Annotated in this window: 19 protein-coding genes; 14 read left to right on the forward strand and 5 right to left on the reverse strand. The window is 28.0% G+C overall.

The genetic code is table 11. From position 1 onward, the window contains the following. Nucleotides 1-182 precede the first annotated feature (182 nt). From CDLVIII_RS14055 to tyrS, 7 genes are all read left to right on the forward strand, one after another. Nucleotides 183-608, forward strand: a complete 426-nt coding sequence (locus CDLVIII_RS14055; RefSeq protein ID WP_009170104.1) for a flavodoxin — start codon at nucleotides 183-185, stop codon at nucleotides 606-608. 22 nt (nucleotides 609-630) lie between these two features. Further along, entirely contained in the window at nucleotides 631-1260 is a 630-nt protein-coding gene (locus CDLVIII_RS14060) for a DUF3793 family protein (RefSeq protein WP_009170105.1), read from the forward strand. Between the two features lie 563 nt (nucleotides 1261-1823). Then, complete coding sequence (locus CDLVIII_RS14065; RefSeq protein WP_009170106.1) at nucleotides 1824-2351, forward strand: NUDIX domain-containing protein; 528 nt, start codon at nucleotides 1824-1826, stop codon at nucleotides 2349-2351. 157 nt (nucleotides 2352-2508) lie between these two features. Continuing rightward, nucleotides 2509-3852 carry an MATE family efflux transporter gene (locus tag CDLVIII_RS14070; RefSeq protein ID WP_009170107.1) on the forward strand — a complete coding sequence of 448 codons (1344 nt, stop codon included), beginning with the start codon at nucleotides 2509-2511 and terminating at the stop codon, nucleotides 3850-3852. Between the two features lie 305 nt (nucleotides 3853-4157). Further along, nucleotides 4158-5120 carry a UV DNA damage repair endonuclease UvsE gene (gene uvsE, locus CDLVIII_RS14075; RefSeq protein ID WP_009170108.1) on the forward strand — a complete coding sequence of 321 codons (963 nt, stop codon included), beginning with the start codon at nucleotides 4158-4160 and terminating at the stop codon, nucleotides 5118-5120. A 195-nt stretch (nucleotides 5121-5315) separates the two neighbouring features. Beyond that, complete coding sequence (locus CDLVIII_RS14080; protein WP_009170109.1) at nucleotides 5316-6362, forward strand: transglutaminase-like domain-containing protein; 1047 nt, start codon at nucleotides 5316-5318, stop codon at nucleotides 6360-6362. Nucleotides 6363-6905: 543 nt separating this feature from the next. Further along, nucleotides 6906-8117, forward strand: coding sequence for a tyrosine--tRNA ligase (gene tyrS / locus CDLVIII_RS14085; RefSeq protein WP_009170111.1), 1212 nt, complete (start codon nucleotides 6906-6908; stop codon nucleotides 8115-8117). A gap of 160 nt (nucleotides 8118-8277) precedes the next feature. On the opposite strand, the gene CDLVIII_RS14090 is transcribed toward tyrS, so the two are convergent. After that, complete coding sequence (locus CDLVIII_RS14090) at nucleotides 8278-9459, reverse strand: AI-2E family transporter (protein WP_009170112.1); 1182 nt, start codon at nucleotides 9457-9459, stop codon at nucleotides 8278-8280. A gap of 175 nt (nucleotides 9460-9634) precedes the next feature. Then, nucleotides 9635-11143 (reverse strand): exopolyphosphatase, encoded by a 1509-nt coding sequence (gene ppx, locus CDLVIII_RS14095; protein ID WP_009170113.1) that lies wholly within the window; start codon nucleotides 11141-11143, stop codon nucleotides 9635-9637. Nucleotides 11144-11335: 192 nt separating this feature from the next. Between ppx and CDLVIII_RS14100 the strand changes: the two genes are divergently transcribed. The 3 genes from CDLVIII_RS14100 to CDLVIII_RS30465 all read left to right on the forward strand — a co-directional run bounded on the left by CDLVIII_RS14100 (nucleotide 11336) and on the right by CDLVIII_RS30465 (nucleotide 14770). Next, nucleotides 11336-13387, forward strand: coding sequence for an RNA degradosome polyphosphate kinase (locus CDLVIII_RS14100; RefSeq protein ID WP_009170114.1), 2052 nt, complete (start codon nucleotides 11336-11338; stop codon nucleotides 13385-13387). 361 nt (nucleotides 13388-13748) lie between these two features. Further along, the gene (locus CDLVIII_RS14105) at nucleotides 13749-14321 is read left to right on the forward strand and encodes a cell wall-binding protein (RefSeq protein ID WP_009170115.1); all 573 of its coding nucleotides are present in this window, start codon (nucleotides 13749-13751) and stop codon (nucleotides 14319-14321) included. A gap of 305 nt (nucleotides 14322-14626) precedes the next feature. Beyond that, the gene (locus CDLVIII_RS30465; RefSeq protein WP_009170116.1) at nucleotides 14627-14770 is read left to right on the forward strand and encodes a hypothetical protein; all 144 of its coding nucleotides are present in this window, start codon (nucleotides 14627-14629) and stop codon (nucleotides 14768-14770) included. Between the two features lie 310 nt (nucleotides 14771-15080). Here the strand turns inward: CDLVIII_RS30465 and CDLVIII_RS14110 are convergent, their stop codons facing one another. The 3 genes from CDLVIII_RS14110 to CDLVIII_RS14120 form a co-directional block, all read right to left on the reverse strand. Continuing rightward, the gene (locus CDLVIII_RS14110) at nucleotides 15081-16220 is read right to left on the reverse strand and encodes a GHKL domain-containing protein (RefSeq protein WP_242835926.1); all 1140 of its coding nucleotides are present in this window, start codon (nucleotides 16218-16220) and stop codon (nucleotides 15081-15083) included. Nucleotides 16221-16390: 170 nt separating this feature from the next. Further along, the gene (locus CDLVIII_RS14115; RefSeq protein WP_009170118.1) at nucleotides 16391-17122 is read right to left on the reverse strand and encodes a LytTR family DNA-binding domain-containing protein; all 732 of its coding nucleotides are present in this window, start codon (nucleotides 17120-17122) and stop codon (nucleotides 16391-16393) included. A 91-nt stretch (nucleotides 17123-17213) separates the two neighbouring features. Further along, on the reverse strand, nucleotides 17214-17816 hold the full coding sequence (locus CDLVIII_RS14120; RefSeq protein WP_009170119.1) for an accessory gene regulator B family protein: 603 nt from the start codon (nucleotides 17814-17816) through the stop codon (nucleotides 17214-17216). 189 nt (nucleotides 17817-18005) lie between these two features. On the opposite strand from CDLVIII_RS14120, the gene CDLVIII_RS14125 reads away from it, so the two are divergent. The 4 genes from CDLVIII_RS14125 (at nucleotide 18006) to CDLVIII_RS14140 (ending at nucleotide 23304) form a co-directional block, all read left to right on the forward strand. After that, nucleotides 18006-18545 (forward strand): CPBP family intramembrane glutamic endopeptidase, encoded by a 540-nt coding sequence (locus CDLVIII_RS14125; protein ID WP_009170120.1) that lies wholly within the window; start codon nucleotides 18006-18008, stop codon nucleotides 18543-18545. Nucleotides 18546-18749: 204 nt separating this feature from the next. Next, the gene (locus CDLVIII_RS14130; RefSeq protein ID WP_009170121.1) at nucleotides 18750-20033 is read left to right on the forward strand and encodes a glycoside hydrolase family 5 protein; all 1284 of its coding nucleotides are present in this window, start codon (nucleotides 18750-18752) and stop codon (nucleotides 20031-20033) included. Between the two features lie 451 nt (nucleotides 20034-20484). After that, a complete protein-coding gene (locus tag CDLVIII_RS14135; RefSeq protein WP_009170122.1) occupies nucleotides 20485-21348 on the forward strand; it encodes a S66 peptidase family protein in 864 nt (287 codons plus the stop codon). A 243-nt stretch (nucleotides 21349-21591) separates the two neighbouring features. After that, the gene (locus tag CDLVIII_RS14140; RefSeq protein ID WP_009170123.1) at nucleotides 21592-23304 is read left to right on the forward strand and encodes a methyl-accepting chemotaxis protein; all 1713 of its coding nucleotides are present in this window, start codon (nucleotides 21592-21594) and stop codon (nucleotides 23302-23304) included. Nucleotides 23305-23386 lie beyond the last annotated feature (82 nt).

Genomic DNA, 23386 nt, shown 5'->3' on the forward strand with positions numbered 1-23386 from the left:
GTTAGAAAGCGTATAGATAATATTAGTAACTATCTATACGCTATAATTTTTTATAAAATTAAAATATAGCAAATTGGATAAGGAAAAAATAAATATAAAACTTGACAAAAGTGGTTATATATAATATTATTTAATTGAAAATGATTCTCATAATTAATTAAAAAGTAAAGGAGAGCTAGAAAATGAAAATAGTATATTGGTCAGGAACAGGAAATACAGAAAAGATGGCTCAATTAATTGGACAAGGAATAACTGAAAGTGGAAAAGAAGTTGAGGTTATAAATGTTTCAAATGTAGATATAAGTGCATTATTAGAATTATTAGATGAAGAGATTCTTGTTTTAGGTTGCCCAGCAATGGGAGATGAAGTATTAGAAGAAGGGGAGTTTGAACCTTTTATAGAGGAAATTTCAACTAAGGTATCAGGAAAGAAAGTTGCACTATTTGGCTCTTATGGTTGGGGAGATGGTAAATGGATGAGAGAATTTGAAGAAAGAATGACAGGATATGGATGCACTGTAATAGATGAACCATTAATAGTCCAAAATGAACCAGATGAAATGGCAGAAGAGTGCATAAATCTTGGTAAAAAAATAGCTAGTATATAAATTGAGTTGGTGGTGACGTGATATGGAATATCTAGATTTTTATAAGAGATTGGAGTCTATGAAAAATAAAGAGTATATAGAAAATTTTTTAGTGTATAATTCATCATTAGTAATTGCTGGAGTGAAACCAGCTGTAACAGTGAATTTGAAGAAAAATAACATAAAGTTATATGAGAGCTGGAATATATTTGGAAAGATTTTTTTGGAGAACTTAAATTTAAGGTTTATAGAATTAAGAGAAAGCGATAATTCTATAATAATTATGATTTATGATGAAAGAATACTAGAAAAAGAATTAAATCAGGAATCTCATATAAAATTTTTAAATGACATAGGTTATCCTTCTAAAGTAGAAATGGATGAATATATGAATACATTAAAATCTAGGTATGATAAATATCACTGTCCACATGAATTAGGGTTGTTTCTGGGAATACCTTTTAATGATGTTAAAGATTTTATGGAATGTACCACTAAGAAATGTCTATTATGCGGATACTGGAAGGTATACAATGATAGTAAGAATGCAAAAATAATCTTCAACATATATGATAAAGTTAAAGAATACACCATAAAAAATATGCTTCAAGGATACTTATCGCATGACCTCGCTTTAAGTATAAAAACCTCATTCTATATAAATGCTATCTAATATTTTAGATAGAAAAAAATTATTATGAAGTTAAAATAGAAAATATTCTTTACAGCACACACTGCTGTAAACAAAAGTAATTAACCACCATAGTTATATTATTTATTGATCACATACCATTAAATAATATATTATAATTAATCATACAAAATATTCTTGATGCTCACACATCATTAAGGATGCTTTCTATGAAACACAAACAAATTATTTCTTACAGATATTAATTAGAGTAATTACGTACATTCCATGAAATTTATATAAGGTTCATAAGGTTAGCACATAGCCTTATGAACCTATAATTTTTGGAGATTTATGTATGATATAGGCATTAAGTCACCGAAACCAAATAATTGCTATTCTAATTGTTTTTTACAATTAGAATAAATTACAGTATAATTTATGTTATGGCATTTTTTATAAATAATTATAATGGGGATATTTTAGAATATAAGAGCAGAAAATATAAAAAATATTATCTTGAAGCTATCTAACTTAGATAGTATAGACCATAAGAAGGAATTTGGATTCTAAGAATTTGTAGAATAGAATATGAGGTGATGCTTATGTTATTTAATAAACTCTTTGAGATAGATAAAGTAAGTGATTCTATAGGAAATATTAATTTTAGGGAAGCAGTTAGAGGAATTATTATAAAGGATAAGAAAATTTTAATGGTGCATTCTAAAAATCAAGATTATAAGTTTCCTGGTGGAGGAATAAAAAGAGATGAAGGGCATATGAATGCATTAGCAAGAGAAATACAAGAAGAAACGGGCTATATCTGCAGCAAAATTAATGATAGAGCTGGAATTGTAGTAGAGCGAAGTAATGATAGATATGTTAATAATAGAGTTTTTAAAATGATATCTTACTATTATTTTGCTGAGGTGCTGAATAAAAAAAGAAGCCAAAAATTAGATCCCTACGAAGCAGAATTAGGATTTAAACCAGAATGGATTACATTAGAAGATGCTATTAATAATAATGAGAAGATAATATCGGCAGGAATTGAACCAATTGCAAATTGGATTTTTAGAGAAACGTATGTATTAAAGAAAATTAGAAAGAACATTGATGCAATTACTAAATAGAGAATAACTTATACATTTAAAAATATGTAAATACAAGATTTTTTATCGCTCGTAGCTAATATAGTAATATATACAGGGAAATTTCTTAGATTTTCTCTAGAATGAGAATTTCCCTTGTTTTAATATACGAGTTGCTTAAGAGGAAGAAGGATATTCTATGTTCATAAGAAGAGATGTATTAAAATTGGCAATACCAATAATAGTAGAGCAGACTTTTGTCATGCTGCTTGGGACATGCAATACAATGATGGCAGGACATATTGGAGAACAAGCTGTTTCAGCAATTGGAATGGTCGATTCAATAAACAATATGTTCATATCATTTTTTGCGGCATTATCAGTTGGAGCAACAGTAGTAGTTGCACAGCAGATTGGACAAGGTAAACCCAAAAGGGCAAATGAGACTGCAAAGCAGGCTATTGTATCAGGTATATTGGTATCTTCCGTGATAACATTACTTTTATGGATCTTTAGATTACAGTTAATTAATGTATTATATGGATCAGCAGAAGAATTAGTTAAAACAGATGCAAAACTATATTTGGAATTTACCTTACTTACATATCCATTTATTGCCATTGAACAAATCGCCAATGGAATATTAAGAGGGTGTGGAGATACAAAAACTCCTATGAAAATAACTATGTTTATGAATGGTATAAATATAGTTTTAGGATATATACTGATATTTGGAATTGATGCAATTTATATCCCTTCCTTTGGAATAAGTGGTGCAGCAATTGCTATTGCTATTGCAAGACTTATTGGAACTTTTGTTATAGTGTTTGTTTTATTTAGAGGAAGTAAAATTATAAAAATTAAAAACATTATTCCTTTTAAATTTGACTTTGATTTGCAAAAAAGTATATTTAATATAGGAATACCAGCTGGTATGGAACAAGTCATTTTTAATGCAGGAAAATTAATAGTACAAATGTTTATAGTAACAATGGGGACAGCCTCTATTGCTGCTAATGCTATTTCATCATCAGTTGCAATAATGGTTAATGTTCCAGGAAATGCACTTTGTTTAGCGGCTACTGCATTAGTTGGACAATATGTAGGTAGAAATGATATAAAGGGAGCAAAGAATACCTTAATTTATCTAACTAAGTTTGGTACCTTTTGTTTAGTGACATTGGGACTCATTTTTATACCTATAGCTGGATGGGTTGCATCATTATATACAAATGTTCCGGAAGTTATAGGAATTTCTAAAGTATTAATTAGAAGCAATAGTATTGCTTTACTTGCATGGGGATTATCATTTATACTTTCATCTGGACTTAAGGGCGCAGGGGATACAAGATTTACAATGTTAACTGCATTTATTGGGATGTGGATTTTTAGAATATTTATGGGTTATCTTCTAGGTGTGATTTTAAAAATAGGAGTATTAGGTATTTGGATAGCAATGTATATAGATTGGATTGTAAGAGGAACTATGTATTGTATTAGGCTTAGTGGGAATAAATGGCTTAAGCATAGATTGTCAGATTAATGCAAAAAAATTATAAAGTATATACAAGAAAATGTTTACAAGTAAAAATAAAAGAGTTATAATAAAAAATGAAATGGGTAAAAAAGTAAGATGAAAGTTTGCTCTAAATTATTAGGGTAACTTTAAGAATATCTTTGAAATTACTCATTAATCTCTCTTTACATAATAGGATTGAACTCCAGTGATGGAGTTCTTTTTTTGTTGAAAAATCACATTGTTTAAAAAGACAGTATTAATGTATATATAAACTGACAAAGTGAAAAATTATATAGGTAAACATAATAAATGTTACAAAGGAGAAATATATGAAAGTGAGATTAGGTTATGTGGCAGTATCCATGAGATTAGGGAAAAAGGTTACCAGCTCAAGTACAGTTACTTTTGCTAACTACAAAAAAATAATATCTGAAAAAGATAAATTACATAAACTTAAAGGCATTACTATATCAAATTTAAATGATTTAGAAATAATACTTAAATATAACATAAAAAATAATATACATTTTTATAGAATAACTTCTGCTTTAATCCCGTTAGAGACACATCCAGAAGTAGGATACTGGGGACACAGAAAAATTTTTAAAAAGGATTTTGAGTATTTAGGAAAAATAATCAACGAAAATAATATGAGAGTTGACACTCATCCTGATCAATTTAACGTGTTAAATAGCACTAATCCTGAGGTCGTTCAAAATACTATAAGAAATTTAATGAGTCAGGCTACATGGTTTGAAGATCTAAATTATAGTACAGGAAAAATGGTACTGCATGTTGGTGGAGCGACAGGAGGAAAAGATGAGGGGATTAAGAGATTTATATATAATTTTAAGATGGTTCCAAAGGAAGTAACATCAAAACTAATAATAGAAAATGATGATAAAATGTATACAGCAAAAGAAGTATTAGAATTATGCAAGACTTTAGAAATTCCAATGGTGTTAGATGTACATCATCACAATTGCAATAATAATGGTGAAAAAATAGAGGAGTTATTAGAAGGAATTTTTAATACATGGAATAAGGAGAGATTAAATCCAAAAATACATTTTTCTACACCTAAGGATCATGAAAAAGACAGGAAACATGCTGATTATATAAATGCAAAAGCTTTTATTGAATTTTTGGAGAAAGCTAAAATTTTAGATAGAGATTTTGATGTAATGCTGGAATGCAAGCAAAAGGATGAAGCATTATATTTATTAGCAAAGGAGATTAAGGCTATAAGACCAGAATATAAATGGATTGATCAGAGTAGTTTTGAAGTTTAATAGTAATTTATAAGTAACAGTTATCTAATATACGACATAATAAAAAAATGTTAGATAATTGTTATTTTTTCTTAATATATTAAATTATAGTTTTGAAAAAAATTCTGTTATATAATATAAATATGTTTATTTTATATAACTCTTAGATAATATTTATATGCATGAAAATTCATAGAGGAAAGAAGGTATTTGTTGATGAAAAAATTTATTAGGAATTTATTATTAGTATTAATGATGTTATCAGCAATAGGTGGACAACCTGTATTAGCAGCAGATTATGATTTAAATACATATGTATATAATCATTTAGAAAATTGGGATACAGAATTTAATCTTGATTATAATGATAGTGATGTACTTGATGAAGTTCGAAATATTGCTGAAAAGGATGATTATTTGAGTTTATCTCTTAAGGAATTGGTTTTTAATAAAAATACTGATGAATTATACATAACATATAAAACAACTAAGAGTGAAGAAGAGTATATCAATACGGAATTGAATAAAGTAATTAAATCTATAATAACAGATAATATGACTGATGTTGATAAAGTTAAGAAAATAAATGACTATTTAGTAAATAGGCTTGATTATGATTATGGTCTTACATCGGATACAGCATATAAAGCATTAACAACAGGTAAAGCTACATGTGAAGGTTATGCATTAACTGCTTATAAGATGCTTGAGTTAGCAGGAATTGAAAATAGGATTGTTGTTGGAAAAATAAATGGAGTCGGGCACGGATGGAATTTGGTTAAGCTTAATAATAAGTGGTACCAGCTAGATATAACAAACAATGATGCAACAAATTCAGATAAGTATTTTCTAACCTCTGATGATGTGCTTAAGAAAGATGGATTTACTTGGAATAGTGATGAATATCCAGCATGTACTGAAAAATATTATGAAGTAAATAACAATTCAAATCTTAGCACCAGTAATTTAACAACAGGAAATATTAATCAGCAAGCGTCAAGTGGATACAGATCAAATATAGACGGTAATTGGAAGTTTACTAATGGTTCATGGTATTTTGTAAAAAATACAGGAAATTATGCAATAGGATGGAATATCATTGATAGTAATTGGTATTACCTGGGAAATGATGGAGCGATGCAAACAGGTTGGATATATTCCAGTGGAAAATGGTATTATTGTTATCCTGGTAGTGGAGCAATGGCAGTAAATTCTATAATTGATGGATATAAAGTTGATTCCAGTGGAGCATGGATATCATAAATTTATTATTTTGTAATTATATATAAATTTTAAGTTCTATAAATATATGTCAACCATTTTAAGTTCGATAAGTATATTGACAGAAGCGGAGTTTTTGGATATAATCTTATTAATTTAATATATAACGTGATTAGATTTATAAGTTTATTTTTAATCATGATGTTTTCAATAAAAGCAATGAAAAGAATAAGTAGGAATTAGATAAGACATGTGTTTAACTAGCATGTCTAAACCAAACAGAAAGTTACCGGATGATGAGAGGTGCATGGAAACTAATTTTGAATACATCTTAGAGCTTCAAGCTGAAAAAGAATTGTCTTGAGTAGGTGATGACGGAACCCTGCACCCGTTATAGTGCTAAAGTATAACCAAGTTTTTGGCGTACTTGAAGAGGTTAATCGTGTGAGCGGTTAATGAATTTAAGGTGGTAACACGAGAGATATACTCTTGTCCTTTATTATGTAGAGGGCAAGAGTTTTTTTATTGCATATTGAATTTTATATAGGTTATTTATATTAAAAAATATGTAAGGAGTTAAAAGAAATGAGAAGAACTATCGAAGAACAAATTAGAATCATAACGAAAGGAGCAGCCGATGTAATCAGTATAGAAGAATTAAAAGAAAAACTTATTAAATCTGAGAAGGAAAATAAGCCATTGATTATTAAACTAGGATTAGATCCAACAGCGCCAGATATTCATTTGGGTCATGCTGTTGTACTTAGAAAAATTAAGCAGATGCAGGACTTAGGGCATAAGGCAGTAATAGTAATTGGAGATTTTACAGGCAAAATTGGAGATCCAACGGGTAAATCTAAAACTAGAAAGCCACTTACAAAGGAACAAGTAATGGAAAATGCTTTGACGTATGAAAAACAGATTTTTAAAATATTAGATAAGGAGAAAACCGAAATAAGATTTAATAGCGAATGGCTGTCAAAATTAAATTTTGAAGATGTACTAAAATTAGCAGCAACTACTACTGTTGCCAGAATGTTAGAAAGAGATGATTTTAAAAATCGTTATAATAACAATATAGCAATTGGAATTCATGAATTTTTCTATCCGCTCATGCAGGGTTATGATTCAGTAGCATTAAAAGCTGATGTAGAATTAGGAGGAACAGATCAAACGTTTAATATTTTAATGGGAAGATCGCTTCAAAAAAATGAAGGAATTGAGCAGCAAATCGCTATATTTATGCCAATCTTAGAAGGCTTAGATGGCATAGAAAAAATGAGTAAGAGTCTAGGAAATTATATTGGTATAGAAGATGATGTTAGAGTAATGTTTAAGAAGGTAATGGAGATTCCTGATAATCTTATAATAAAATATTTTGAATTAGCTACGGATGAGCATCCTGATAGAATTGAAAAAGTTAAGGAAAGACTAGAGAATGGAGAAAATCCAAGAGACGTTAAGCATGAATTAGCCAAAACTATTACTAGGTTATATCATACAGAAGAGGAAACTCAATTGGCAATTGAATATTTTGAAAATGTATTTAGGCATGGTAATTTACCAGATATAGTTCCTGAAATAATGATACCAGAAGAGTGCAAAAAATTAAAAGAAATAGGTAAACTTCTTGTTAAAGAAAAAATTATACCATCAGCAAATGAATTTAAAAGAATTGCAAATCAAGGCGGAGTATATATAAATAAAGAAAAGATAACTGATTTTGAAAATGCGGTTATTACAAGCGGTGATATAATCAAGATTGGTAAAAAGAAGTTTGTGAAGATAATTAAATAATTTTATAATTATGAGTTATATTAGGACAATTAATTTTAAGCAATTAATAAAAAGGCTGTTTTATATAAATATTTAGAACAGCCTTCATGTTATAAGTTTTATGTAAATAAACTCATTAGGAACAAATTTAAATTTATATTATTTTCGTATATATTTGAGCTTATGCTTCGGGTTGGTTATGTTTATAATTCTCATACCAATTATTAATTAGTACTTTGCAGGAAGCGGCAATAGGGACTGCAATTAACATTCCAAGTAATCCGCCTACATTGCCTCCAATTAAAATTGCTAGTATTATAAAGACAGCATGTAAACCAACACTGTCACCAACAATCTTAGGTGCTAAAATATGGCCGTCAAACTGTTGAACAATTACCATAGCAATAATAGCATATAAGATCCTAATTGGTGTCCCACTAAGCAATCCCATGACTGCTGCAAGGACGGTTCCAACAATCGGACCAACGTATGGAATCATATTGGAGATACCTGCGATAATACCAATAACAAAAGCATAATCTATACCAGCAATTGAAAGGGCTATAGCTGATAAAATTCCTACGAAAAATGCTTCTAATAATTGTCCTTTTATATATTTAGCGAAAGATTCATGAATAACTCTAAAAACATAAGTTATCTTATTTCCAACATTGCTATTTCTAAATATTAAGTAATAAAATTTATACCATAAGCCGAAAAAGTATTCAGAATCTTTCAATAAATATATGCTAATTACAAGTGCAATAAAAAATGTTGCAACACTAGTTCCGATAGACATTGCATAAGAGGTCATATTTCCAATATTATCCTTAACATATTCTTGTAAATAAATAATTCCATTTATGATGTACGGCTCAACACTATCTATAAACGGGTTATTAATTTTATCTAGGGTTTCTTTAATCGACGTTGTTGAAAAAGAAGTACTGCTAACATATGAGGAAATATGTTGTGTCATATTTAATATAGTTGTATTATTTGAAATTTGCCCACCAATCATATAATAAATTCCAGATATTAACCCTAAAAAGATGCCTATTATCAAAAGGTATGCGCAGATAATAGATAAAATACGCCTTGGTGATGCCTTATGGATTCTATATAATTTATTTTTTTCTAAAAAATTCTCGATACCCTTAGTTATTGGATATAAAAGATAAGCAATTATTATACCTATAATTAATGGTTTAATTAAATCTAGAACGGTCCCTAGAATATCAAATATAGTCTTGAATATTGTGCCTACATTTGATATGACTAAAAATGCGACATATATTACGACCGTAGTAATAGCGATATATATAGAGTACTTAAATAGTTTTTTATCAAATTCAATTTTCATAAAGTGGTTTTTATCTCCTTGTTAGGTGTTATTTTTACTGTTATATATTTGAGATTTATTGTAAATATATAAATTTAGTGGTAACAGTAATTCATATATAATTGCTTACATTATAACATATTATAAATCATATATCGATTCATATACGCTTAAGGCCAAGTTCAAAGTTTGACATTTAAATAGCTATAATTGATAGGTTTTTGTTAAAACATTTTTTAAAACTTTCATTCATTTCTATAGGCAAGCTGTCTTTCATATACTTTACGCTGCTTTTAGAAAGAGCTATTTTAAAAGAATCTTTTTCATTTCTAATAATGACTTCAGCTAAACTGTTGTAAAAATATTTATCAATTTTATGAGCAAGACATAAAAGAACAGAAAGTTTCTTGCATATCATGATATCATCCTTATTAAGCAATTCTCTATATTCATCAGCTAATTTATAATCGAATTTACCACTTAGAGCAATCGTATATCCAACCATCAATATTTCTTTATGAGTAAGTCCAGATATTAAAGAATTAATTGTAATATAAAAACTGTGCTTGTAAGAATGTTTTACAGATATAGTAACGCCTAAATCATGTAATTTTGCAGAAACGTCAAGTAATTTACGCTCTAACTTTAAGTGTTTTACATTACGGTCCTCTAGGTAATTAAAAAGAACTTGGGATAGATCACTAATTTTTCTAGCGTGAACAATATTTAAATCATTATTAGTTAAGATGTTATTTAAAGAAAAATCCAAGATATCAATATTTTCTATGTCTTTACCTAAAAGTTTTTCATATAGAACACCTTCACGAATTCCATACTGGCTAATTTTTAAAATTGGGCAGCTACAATAATTCATAAGCATTACTAGGGCAGAAAAAGGTGCAGTAAATATGTCTGCTCTTTCTTTAGGAAGTCCTTTTAATTTAGCTTTTTGATTTATATCTAAGCTAAGGACATGATTATATATTATTTCTACCTCTTCAAATGACATAGTATAATTGTGCAATAAATCTAGAGGATAATTAATGAATTTTTTATGGATTTTACCTATTGAGCGAGCTGTTCCGCCTATGCCTATTATTGGGAGATTTTTACCATCATTTAGCCAAGGCAGTTTATCGAACTGACTGAAAATATATTTTTTAAATTCACATATATCATCCTTCTCTTGAGGTATATCAAAAGGAAAACGCTTAGTTAATGGAATTGAACCTAGTGGAAGGCTTATGCCATTTAAAATTCTTCTGTTTTTGACTAAAGTGATTTCCATGCTGGAACCACCGATATCAACAAGAATGGCATCATTGATATCCATGGTAGCTTTTATTGTTGTATATCCATATGATGATTCTTCAAGACCGCTTAATATTCTAATATCAAAATTAAGTTTTTCTTTTACTAAGTTTAATATTTTTGTTTTATTTTTTGCTCTTCTAATTGCTTCAGTAGCTACTACAATTGTTTCAATAACATTATTTTTTTCGCATAAAATTTTAAAAAATTCTAAGGTGATCAATAATTTTTCGATTCCTTCGTATGACAAATTATCGTTCTTATCAATATATTGACCTAGTCTAGTCATCCTTTTTTCTTCATCTATTATTTTATACGAGTTATTTTCATAGATTTCATAAACTAAAACTCTCATAGAATTAGAGCCAATATCAATAACTGCAATATTTTTCATTTATATTCTCCTTTTATCATAAAATATGCCAAAAAGTTAACTTATAAATAATAAAGTGTTAACATATAGTTAACAAAAATGTTAGATTATATTAGTATATATTACATTATTCAAAGAGTATTTTAAATACTATAATTACAAATAATTAAATATAATACAAAAAAATTTGCTTAACGGATAAGGGGAATAATTATGAATAGAATTTATACATATGATAATTATGAGAATTTTTTTAATAGAGAGCTTAGCTGGTTAGAATTTAACCAAAGAGTTTTAAATGAAGCTAAGGATAATACAAATCCTCTCTTGGAAAGATTAAAATTTTTAGCTATAACTAGTTCTAACTTAGATGAATTCTTTATGGTGAGAGTTGGATCGTTATACAGTCAAATTCAAGCCGGATTTGAAGAGAGGGAAGTTTCAGGATTAACCCCTAATGAACAAATCGAAAAAATATTAGATAAAGTAAGAGGAATGATAAATGATCAATATCAAACATATGATCATTTATATGATCATTTAGGAAATAAGAAGATAAGGATTTTTACATATGACATGTTAAATGAAGAACAAATTAATTATGTAAATGATTATTACAAAAATGTACTTTATCCAGTGTTAACTCCAATGGTAATTGATTCAGGAAGACCATTTCCATTGCTATTAAATAAAACACTAAATATTGGGGTAATATTAAAAGAAAGCAAAAGTGAGCATGAAGTATTTGCGACAATTCAGGTGCCATCTGTATTAGATAGATTGGTGCGGATTCCAGGAAGTGAAGGGGAAAATTTTATATTATTAGAGGATGTAATAAAGAATCATTTAAGCGAATTATTTGGCTTCAAAGTATTAACAACAGCCTGCTATAGAATAACAAAAAATGCTGACTTAAGTTTAAATGAAGAAGGTGCAGAAGATTTACTTGAGACAATAGAAGAATCATTAAAACAAAGAAGATGGGGGCTTGCAGTTAGATTAGAAATTGAAGATACTCATGATAATAGAGTTATAAGTAAGTTAGAGCAGGAATTTGAAATTACAAGTAATCAAATATTCCGAATAAGAGGTCCTATTGATTTAACATTTATTAATAAATTATATAGTATAAAAGGATATAATGAACTTAAATTTGAACAGCTGAAGAGTTTACCAGTTAAAGAATTTCAAGAGTGTGATATGTTTCAAGCTATAGGCAAAAAAGATATATTCTTACATCATCCTTATGAAAGCTTTTCTACAGTTGTAAAGCTAGTGGAAACTGCTGCACAAGATGAAAAGGTACTAGCTATAAAACAAACACTATATAGAGTAAGTGGTAACTCACCAATTATTGCAGCTCTTTCAAAGGCAGCAGAAAATGGTAAACAGGTTACCGTTTTAGTTGAACTTAAAGCAAGATTCGATGAGGAAAACAATATTCATTGGGCTAGGCAGCTTGAAAAAGCGGGATGTCATGTTATTTATGGAGTAATAGGTCTCAAAACTCATAGTAAGATATTGCTTATAGTTAGACAGGAAAAGAAAGGCATAAAGAGATATGTCCATTTAGGAACTGGAAATTACAATGATGTGACTGCAAAATTTTATACTGATATAGGTCTTTTAACATCAAAATCAGAATATGGGGAAGATGCGTCTGTAATTTTCAACATGCTTTCAGGATACTTTAAGCCAGAAAATATGAGTAAAATTACTATTGCACCATATGGATTAAGAAAAAAATTGGAATACTTGGTAGAAAGAGAAACCGAGCATGCTAAAAATGGTAAACATGCTAAAATAATTGCTAAAATGAATTCCTTAGTAGATAAAAAACTTATGATAGCTTTATATAAAGCCTCAGAAGCAGGTGTTAAAGTAGAACTTATAGTTAGAGGAATTTGCTGTTTAAAACCCGGAATTAAAGGATTAAGTGAAAATATAACGGTTAGAAGCATAGTGGGGCGTTATCTAGAGCATAGTAGGATATATTACTTTCATAATGAAGGTAAAGAAGATATTTATATATCAAGTGCTGATTGGATGTATAGAAACTTAGATAAAAGAGTTGAAACTATGACAATAATTGAGGATACAACCATAAAGAAGGAGCTTAAAGAAATGTTGGGGATGTATATAAGAGATAATGTTAAAAGCAGAATATTGCTTTCAGATGGATCGTATACAAAGGTAGAGGCAGAAGGCAAAAATGTTAATGCTCAAGAGGATATGATAGAATTATGTAAGAAGTTCAATAAATAAATAAACATACGTATTCATTTAAAGATAAAGAATAATAAAGTTTTGACATTCATTTATTTAAAGATTTATTTTAGAAAGCAATTTATAATAAAAAATAAATATCATGATTAGATAATGAGTTCCAATTAAGTGTTGATTAATTGGAACTTAATTTAATTGAAAATAATTTTATAAAACTATTTATTTTTAAGATTTTAATCAGTATATTGATCGAAAATAAATTAATTCTTATCATAATATAAATTAGAAAATTTAAAAATTTAAGCTTAAGAATTCTAAAATTAAATCGATATTAAATTATAGGAATATGGACTATGACGACATTAAATTTTTACATAAAATATTCTAGGAGATGATAAGAATGAAGAAGAATAAATTAAGAATTTTAACTTTTGCTTTAATAGCAGCTTTGGCTCAGGGAACATGTGCTTATGCAGCAAGTTCATCGAGCAGTAAGGATGACGATGATTATACAAAGGAGGAATTGGAAAATTTAACTCCTGGATGGGAAAAAGATGATATTAATAAAAGTAATTATAACGTTAGCTCATATAAAAATTCATTTGCAAGTACTCAAACAGATGATGAAGATGATGAAGAAGATAAGAAGGATGATACTTCGACTACAACTACCACTACTGTAGCCGATAATATAGGAAATATTATTGATAGCACTGCTCCAAGTACAGGAAACAGAGGAGACTTCTGGGGAAGGACTAAAGATGGAAAATGGATATTAATTCAACAAGGAGTTCCGGCAACTGGTTGGCAAAGTGTAAGAGGAAAGTGGTATTACATGGATGCTGATGGAGTAATGCAAACTGGATGGATAAATAATGGAACAACATGGTATTATTTAAATTCTGATGGTTCTATGGCATATAATACATATGTAGATGGATATTATCTGGGAGAGGACGGGGCTATGATATAGAAAGTGACATTCTATAGTTTAAATTAATTACTAATGGCAGGAATTCTACTTTTGTTTGTTAAATGAATAATGAAACAAACAAGAGTAGGATTCCTGCTATTTTATGTTTTTAGGAGTATTTTTTTATGGAAAAAGTTTACAAAAAGTAGAAAATATTGTACTATATAAATAGAAAAATCCAGCTAATATATATGATATAATATGAAATTTATAATATATAAGTTATCATAGCGAAAAAGCGATGGTATATATTTATGTAAACTAATATTATAACATTTATTGTTAATAAATTGGAGGTGTATTATATGAAAATTAGTAAAATTAAAAATCTTGTTGCGGTTAGCTTAGCTGCGGTGTCAATGTTTTTGGCAGCAACTTCATCTTCTATGTGTATAGTTTATGGATTTGAAGATATAAAAATGCCAAAGTCTCTATACAAAGTTGATTAAATATAACTTTGGTGTGTGATTTAGATGCTCTTGATCGGTTATAGATCAAGAGTATCTTGTCTTATATTGTAATTAATAAAATTCCTAAAATGATACAATATCAACTTAAAAAAACTCATTGGTAAAAATATACTATATAATGAATATGTATTTCTCGATTAAGAAATACTATAGAAAAAATTAGTAGTTTGATTAATAATAGAAATAAGAAAAGATTACAAGTAGTAAAAAGAAGATAGTTACAATTTAAGAAAAGTTATAAAATTAAGAAAAATTATAAAACTGTCACAAATCTTGCAACAGTTTTTATCTAGCTATGTATTATAAGTTCTTGCTTAAAAATACAATCTTCAATGGAAGTGTTAAGAAGGATATTTTTATAATATTTATCAATTAGGTAACGTACAGTATTTAAACCAATGCCTCTATTTTCGCCTTTTGTAGAAAAATTTTTTTGGTAAATCTTTTGAATTGGAGGGGTAGATTCTAAACATGAGTTAGTTATATTAAAAATAACATCAGTATCAGTTTTAATAATAGCGAAGTGAATAAATTTATTATTACATAAAGCACTTCCTTCAATGGCATTGTCCATTAAAATACCAATAATTCTGCAAATGTGAATTGTACTAATATTAAGGTTTTCAATATCATCTAGTATCTCTATTTTTACATTAATTCCTTTGGAATGAGAATTAATAATTTTTGAAGATAATAATGCCTTTAAAGGATTAAGCTTAATATGGGATAACAATGATAATGATATATCTTTCTTCATTATATTATTGCTTTCAGGTAATAGATCTTTATAATAGTATTTTTTTAGTCCATTTATATCCAAATTTTGGATGAATGTCTCCAAAGTTGAAAGTATATTTAAATAGTCATGCTTAAAACTTCGTAAATCTTTGTACATATTTTCAAGCATAATGGTATAATCTCTTAATTGAATAAACTCCTTTTCTTTATAAGTATTTATTAATGTTTTAAAAGTATAATATATTAAAGTTACTGCAGATAGCAGTAATAAGAATGCAGCTAATGTATATATCGAAATTATAGATGTGTCACCAATATTTACTTCTCCTTTTAAAAATCCTACCAAAATTGAAAATATAACCGCTGGGATAATAAGAGTGATTATAACTAATTTACGAAATTTGCTGGGAAATTCTAAGTTAACATCAATTTTATTGAGAATTTTTAATATAATTATTCTCGACAACTTACTGAAAATATAGCTAAATAAAAGAACACAAAGCCCAGATAAAAAATATAATAAAGTATCGTTAATTAAAGTTAAGTAACGATATTGAAAAATACACACAAACAAAAAGCCTGTAATGGCGTCACAAACAAAGACAAAGCTTCCTATAAATATCGAAATAACAATAGATGCAACAATCGTTTTATAAATTAATAATATATATATAAAACTTCCTATAAACAAAGTGATAGTAGATAGATAATTTAATTTATATTTGCATAAAAAAATTGTAAATATATAAAGAATGAATGTAAATACTACTAGATTTCTTTTGTTTAATTTAGTGAAGAATGTGAAATTTATAACTGGAACAAGTATAGTGAGTACAGAAATTAGTGGATATAAAATATCTATTAATAATGTAAGCATTTCCTTAACAGTCCTTTCAAATATCTTATAGATACATAGCATATTTCACCATTTATCATTTCTACAACCATACTGCTTTTATTAATGGATTTGATTTTTTTTGTATTAATTAAATAGGATCTATGGGTTTTATAGAAGTCAGAAGATACATTTTTTTCAATATTTTTTAAAGTTCCATAAAATTCAGATTGCCCACTTTTTGTGTGTATAGATATTTTATGGCCTTTTCCTGCAGTTTCAAAAAACAAAATATCATCAAAGTTCCAAAAGACGATATTATTACCTATGTCTATAGGAATTTTATTATTAATTTTAGATTTTGAAATATTTAAACTATTATTTACAGCTTTAAAACAATCTAATATTTTTTCTTTTAGGATATTAGAATTACCTTTGATTATATAATCGAGAGCTTGTACTTTATATTGGAAAGTAAGCAGAGTTAATTCCGCATGAGCAGTTAAAAAAATAATATATCCAGTAGTGTCAATAGTTCTAATTAAATGAGCTAATTCAAAACCATTAAGATCAGAATTTAATTCTACATCAAGAAAATAAATAAAGCTTTCAGCAGTATTATCTATATAGGTAAGAACTTCTTTTGGATTATCGGTAGAAATTGCAATTTCATTATGAAAATCTGATATTCCGTTAATAATAGATTCAATTTCTTTTCTTTGAACGGCATTATCCTCGCAAATAATAACATTAAGCATGATTTTATTAACCTCCTTAAATAAAAAATACTAATATATTTAGAAAAGCATGTTAATAGTTAATTTTGTATGATATAAAGTGGAAAACGTGCTAAATACTAACGTTTCTATAATTTGCGTATTTTTTGCCTAATAATTTATAAGCCATAGGAGTAATTACTATGGTTTCCTCTAAAATAGAAAAGGTTATTAAATTGACGTATTCATTACTTACAATAAATAGGGTTATTATATAAAAGGTTATGATAACTAATATTGATTTTATTTTTAAAATTTTTCTTAATTTCTTACTTATTAAAGGACGCTCTTCAGTATCAGCCGGAGAATATAATAAAAGTAGTGCAAAGCTAATGAAGTATATAATAGTTCTGATTTCTAAGTTTAAAGTTATGTTTAAACTTAGATATACGTTCCCCAAAAACAATATATAATTTATAATAATACATTGAAGTGTAGAATTTGCATGAACTCCTGAAGCAAAGGTTCTAAGAATTGCAAAAACAATAAATGCGGTAAACGTATACCTTAGCACTCCTAATAAATATGCAGTTATAAATAAAAGGATGAATTTAAATATATTTATCCAAAAAATTTGTATACCATAATAAATTTTTTCTAAATCTTCTTCTGAAGAAGTAGTATTATTTTTCACAAAATTTAAGCACCCTAGACTTAATTTTTTAGAAATACTCATAAATATCCAACACCTTTCTAATACCATACTATTATTATGTTATTTTCTCTATGAAAGTTAAAGAGAAACGGATTAAAACAGAAATTTTTATGTATTAAAAGAAATTACGAATGGTGCATATTGGAAAAAGGTATTATTTATCTTATACTATTGTTATGAATAATTCCTTATTTGGAGGTGGATTTTAACATGTATAATATATCAGAATTAGTTAAAGGTATTTTAACATATTCGATTTTATTTATAATTCCAATATTCTTATATCTAAAATTCAAAAGTAAGGTTAATCCGTTAATTTATTTAAGACTCTTAGGAAATACTAAACGGGGTATACTTATAGGAATTGTAATAAGTTCTGTTTTTATAATACTACTATTTTACAAAAATGGAAATGGTGTATTTGCTTTCGATAAATTGGATATAAAAATGTTATGGGTAAGTGGTTTACTCGTGGGATTTTTAGAGGAAATTCCATTTAGAGGATTCATATTACAAAAGCTCAATGAAAACATGAGATTTTGGAAGGCAAATACACTGACTACAGTAATATTTATATTATTTCATATACCAACATGGCTTATAAATTCTAATGGAGATATTATAAAATTAGCTGTTAATATTTCAATAGTTAGCCTTGTGTTAGGATATCTTTTTAAAGAATATAAGTCGTTATGGATACCAATAATATGTCATTCCGTATTTAATTTATGCATATGGATGAAGCTATAAATATTTAAGATTCCTGAAATGTTAAATTTTAAACATAAAATATAAAATATAAAATATGTTTTATTTCTTGACAAAAAAATGGGCAATAAAGCATAGAGTCTTGAATTACGTATGCAAAAATATAAAATTATAATCAAATAGAATAATTTTACAAAAATAAAGTTATTCTAAAATTTATATTTTGTAGAAGGGAAGGTTTTAACAATGAAAAGTAATTTAAAAAACATTGCAATGACGTTAATTATGGTACTTTCTTTAATGACACCAAGTAGCATAGTGTTTGCTGGAGAGAATGGCAGTAATGACGATTACCTTCACACTAATGGAAGCAAAATTTTAGACTCTAAAGGTAATGAGGTTAGAATGACTGGAATAGCATGGTTTGGATTTGAAACTCCAAATAATTCTTTTCATGGATTATGGGCTAACACAATGGATGATATTTTAGATAAGGTGGCAGATAATGGCTTTAACACCTTAAGGGTGCCTTTATCCGTACAATTAGTTAATCAGTGGAGACAGGGAACTTATCCAATGCCAGATTCTATTAATGATTATGTTAATCCAGATTTGACAGGTAAGAATAGCTTAGAAATACTTGATATGGCTATAGCTAAGTGTAAAGAAAAGGGAATAAAAGTTATGCTTGATATGCATAGAATTATAAATGGAAGCCAATCAAATACTTGGTATACAAATGATTATAGTGTAAATGATTATGAGGAATGTTGGAAGTGGCTTACTGATCATTATAAAAATGATGATACTGTAATTGCCATGGATATCTTTAATGAACCTCATGGAAAGGTTTACCAAGGCGAAGTTACTGCAAAATGGGATAACACAACAGATATAAATAACTGGAAGTATGAAGCGGAAAAAGTAGGTGAAGAAATTTTAGATATTAATCCAAACCTTTTAGTAATGGTAGAAGGGGTAGAAACTTACCCAAAGGAAGGTTTTGATTACACTACGAAGGATGTTAATAATTATTATGGAACTTGGTGGGGAGGAAATCTTCGAGGAGTTAAAGACCTTCCAGTAACTATAGCAAATCATCCAAATCAAGTTGTATATTCACCACATGACTATGGCCCAAGTGTTTCAGCGCAGACATGGTTCCAGTCTGGATTTACTAAAGATAGTTTAATGAAGGACGCGTGGGAACCTAATTGGTTTTATATTCAAAAGGAAAATATAGCACCATTATTAATAGGCGAATGGGGAGGACAAATGGATGGCGGAGATAATCAAAAATGGATGCAGGCATTAGCTGATACAATTAAAGAAAATAACATGAGCCATACATTTTGGTGCTTAAATCCTAACTCAGGTGATACTGGGGGGATCTTAGAATATGATTTTAAAACTGTTGATACTCAAAAATTAGCACTTGTACAACCTACTTTATGGCAGGCTAACGGAAAATTTATAGGACTAGACCATCAAGTGAATTTAGGGAAAACTGGAACACATGTAGGACAATAGTTCTAATTAAAGTTAATATGTGGGATTGAGCAGATGAAATATCTTCTTTTTGTGATAGAATTACAAAAAGGAGATATTTTATTATAAACTTGAACTTAGAGTTATTTGGAAACTTACCGAAATCACATACATTTTTATTCCACAGGATTTATGAAATTTTCGCTGAAAAGTTCTAAATATGAGTATGCATCCATTTACGCATGTTCCCGAAACAAGTTTGTGACAAGCATAAATAGAACAAACTCACATTAAGAACTTTAGAGTAGCTCAATTTCAAATGCCTGTTTCACAAAAATATATGTGATTTCTGGTATAGTTGAACATATAAAAATTTAAATTAAATAGATAATTAGTATATAATAAGTCAAGTTTGCGAATTGGGTATATATAAGGATATTTGTTATAATAATATTTTTGAGTTTTAATTTGACGGAAAAGGAGTAGGTATTATATGAAGATATTAAATAATGGAGATAAAGTAGGAATAGTGGCTTGTTCCAATGGATTGGATGAAAGTAGAAAAGTAACAATGATGGAACTAGAGAATACACTAAATAATTTAGGGCTTCAAGTTGTTTTTAGTGATAAAATATATAAAAAATACTCGGAGTTTAATGGTAATGGAAAAGAACGAGGCGAGATTCTGATGGAGTTTTTTAAAGACAATAGTATTAAAGCTATATTTGATGTATCAGGTGGGGATTTAGCAAATGGGGTTTTAGAGTATTTGAATTTTGAAATTATTAAGGAAAATTCAAAGCCTTTCTTTGGATACAGCGATTTATCTGTAATTATAAATTCATTGTATTCAAAGACAAATATAAAAACTTATCTTTATCAAATAAGGAACCTAGTAGAAGATAATAGGGAAAAACAAATTAAAGAGTTTAAAAGCACATTTATGGGTGATGGAAATGAATTATTAACTTTCGATTATGAATGGATACAGGGTAGGAACATGGAAGGAATTGTTGTGGGAGGAAATCTTCGTTGTTTTGCAAAACTTGCAGGTACAGAATATATGCCGGATTTTCAGGATAAAATTATTTTCTTAGAGAGTTTAGGCGGGGATGTTCCTAAAATGGATACCTATGTAACTCACTATAAACAAATGGGAGCGTTTAAAAAGGTTAAAGGTATAATACTTGGAAGTTTCACAGAAATGGAAAAGAAAAAGTATTTACCTAATATAATAGATATTGTTACAAGAATAGTAGATAATCCAAACATTCCAATTGTTAAAACAAGTAAAATAGGTCATGGTAAAGATTCAAAATGTATTATTATTGGTGAAGAAATAAGTTTATCTAAATAAATAACTTTGAGTTAGTTATTAATTTATAACTAAATTGTGACATGGCTGTGACAGAACTGAGATATTTCTTTGCTATTCTATTGGTGAAGTGATTTCACTAAAATCTAGAAATACATGAAATTATATCTTTAGATGGTATATTAGTGATATAAAGATAAATTTAATGTGCTAACATAGTTATTGCATAAATATGCTTAAAATTAAGTATAACACTAAAGATAAGATTACATAGGAGGAATACATATGAAAAGCATAAGAAATTTATCTGTTAGAACGAAATTATTAACAGGGTTTATGATTGTTGCCTTATTGATTGGAATAACTGGATTTTTTGGGAAGTTTGGTATGACAAAAATGAAAAGTGGTTCAGAGGAATTATATTTAGATAACCTTCAAAGTATTGATCAAATACATGCAATTAAAGAGAATTTTTTAAGTGAAATTGCAATGGTTAATAACGCTGTTTTAGAGCAAGATAATTCAAAAGTAGAAGCAGCTTTACAGAAAATTGAGTCAATTAGAACTAAAAATACTGAATATGTTGATGCTTTTGCTAATAGTGATATGTCAGATGATGAAAAAAAAGCATTTAATGATTTTGAAGCTCTTTTACAGGAATATTCAACTGAAAAAGATAATGTCTTTGAGCTTCTTAAGGAAGAAAATTATGCGGAGGCCAAAATTAAGGGGGCTGAGGTTACTAAAATTACAGATAGTATGACGGAAGATCTTAATAATTTGATTCAAATAAATGAAAAGGAAGCAGAAGAGGCGTATACAAACAATACGGAAGATTATAATATAACAACTAATATAATGCATGGAATTTTAATATTAGGCCTTATTTCAGCAATAGCAATTGGAATAGCTTTATCGTCATATATTTCAAAGGCAGTAAAAAAGGGATTACTATTTGCAGAAGCTTTAGGAAATGGAGATTTGACTTATTCAATGGAAAGTAACAGTAATGATGAGCTTGGAAAACTCATTAAAGCTTTGAATAATGCAAAAGAAAAAATGAAAGTAGTAATTGAAAATGTAATAAATCAGGCACAAGGAGTAACAGCGTCTAGTGGAGAATTATCTTCAAATTTAGAAGAATTGTCTAGTAATTTTCAATATATAGATAAGAATACATCTGAAATAGTAAATAATATACTTGGAATAAATACAATTACTGAAGAATTGACTGCAACAATTGGTGAAGTTAACTCTGGAATAACTCAATTAGCATCTAATTCAACAGAAAGCAGTGAGCAATCTATAGACATTAAAGAACGAGCTACTGATATAAAAGATAAAGGTTTTAAATCTAAAAATGATGCAGATAAGTTATATGAAGAAAAGCACAGAAAAATAATTAGTGCTATTGAGCAAGGAAAGGTAGTAAGTGAAATAGGTGTAATTGCTAAATCTATAGCAGCAATAGCAGAACAAACAAATTTACTAGCTTTAAATGCTAACATTGAAGCTGCAAGAGCAGGAGAAAATGGAAAAGGTTTTGCAGTTGTTGCAAATGAAGTTAAAGTTCTTGCTGAACAATCGGCTGAATATGTAAAAAATATTCAGGATGTAGTTTCAAATGTCCAAGCTACTTTTGATAACTTATCAGGTAATTCCAAAGATATCTTATATTATATAGATGATAGTGTAAAAAAAGATTATGATTTATTGATTGATACAGGTGAAAAATATGAAAAAGATGCGGTTTTTATTAGTGATTTATCACAAAATATTGCAGCAATGGCTGAAGAATTAAATGCATCTACAGAAGAAATCACAAGTGTTGTACAAAATATTGCAGAAAAGATGCAGAATACTAAAAGCAATTCTGAAGAAATTTTAGTGGGAATAGGTGAAACTAATAATGCAATTGAGCAAGTTGCAAAGGTTGCACAATCCCAGGCTGAAACTGCAGAGAAATTAACTCAGTTAGTGTTAAGTTTTAAGATATAGAATTAAATTACGTCACATAGATTTCAAAAAAATAGAATATGAAGTTATACTAAGGTGAAAATATTTTTTAGAGGATGGAAAC

It is taken from the genome of Clostridium sp. DL-VIII (genome assembly GCF_000230835.1).
In the GTDB taxonomy this organism is placed as follows: domain Bacteria; phylum Bacillota; class Clostridia; order Clostridiales; family Clostridiaceae; genus Clostridium.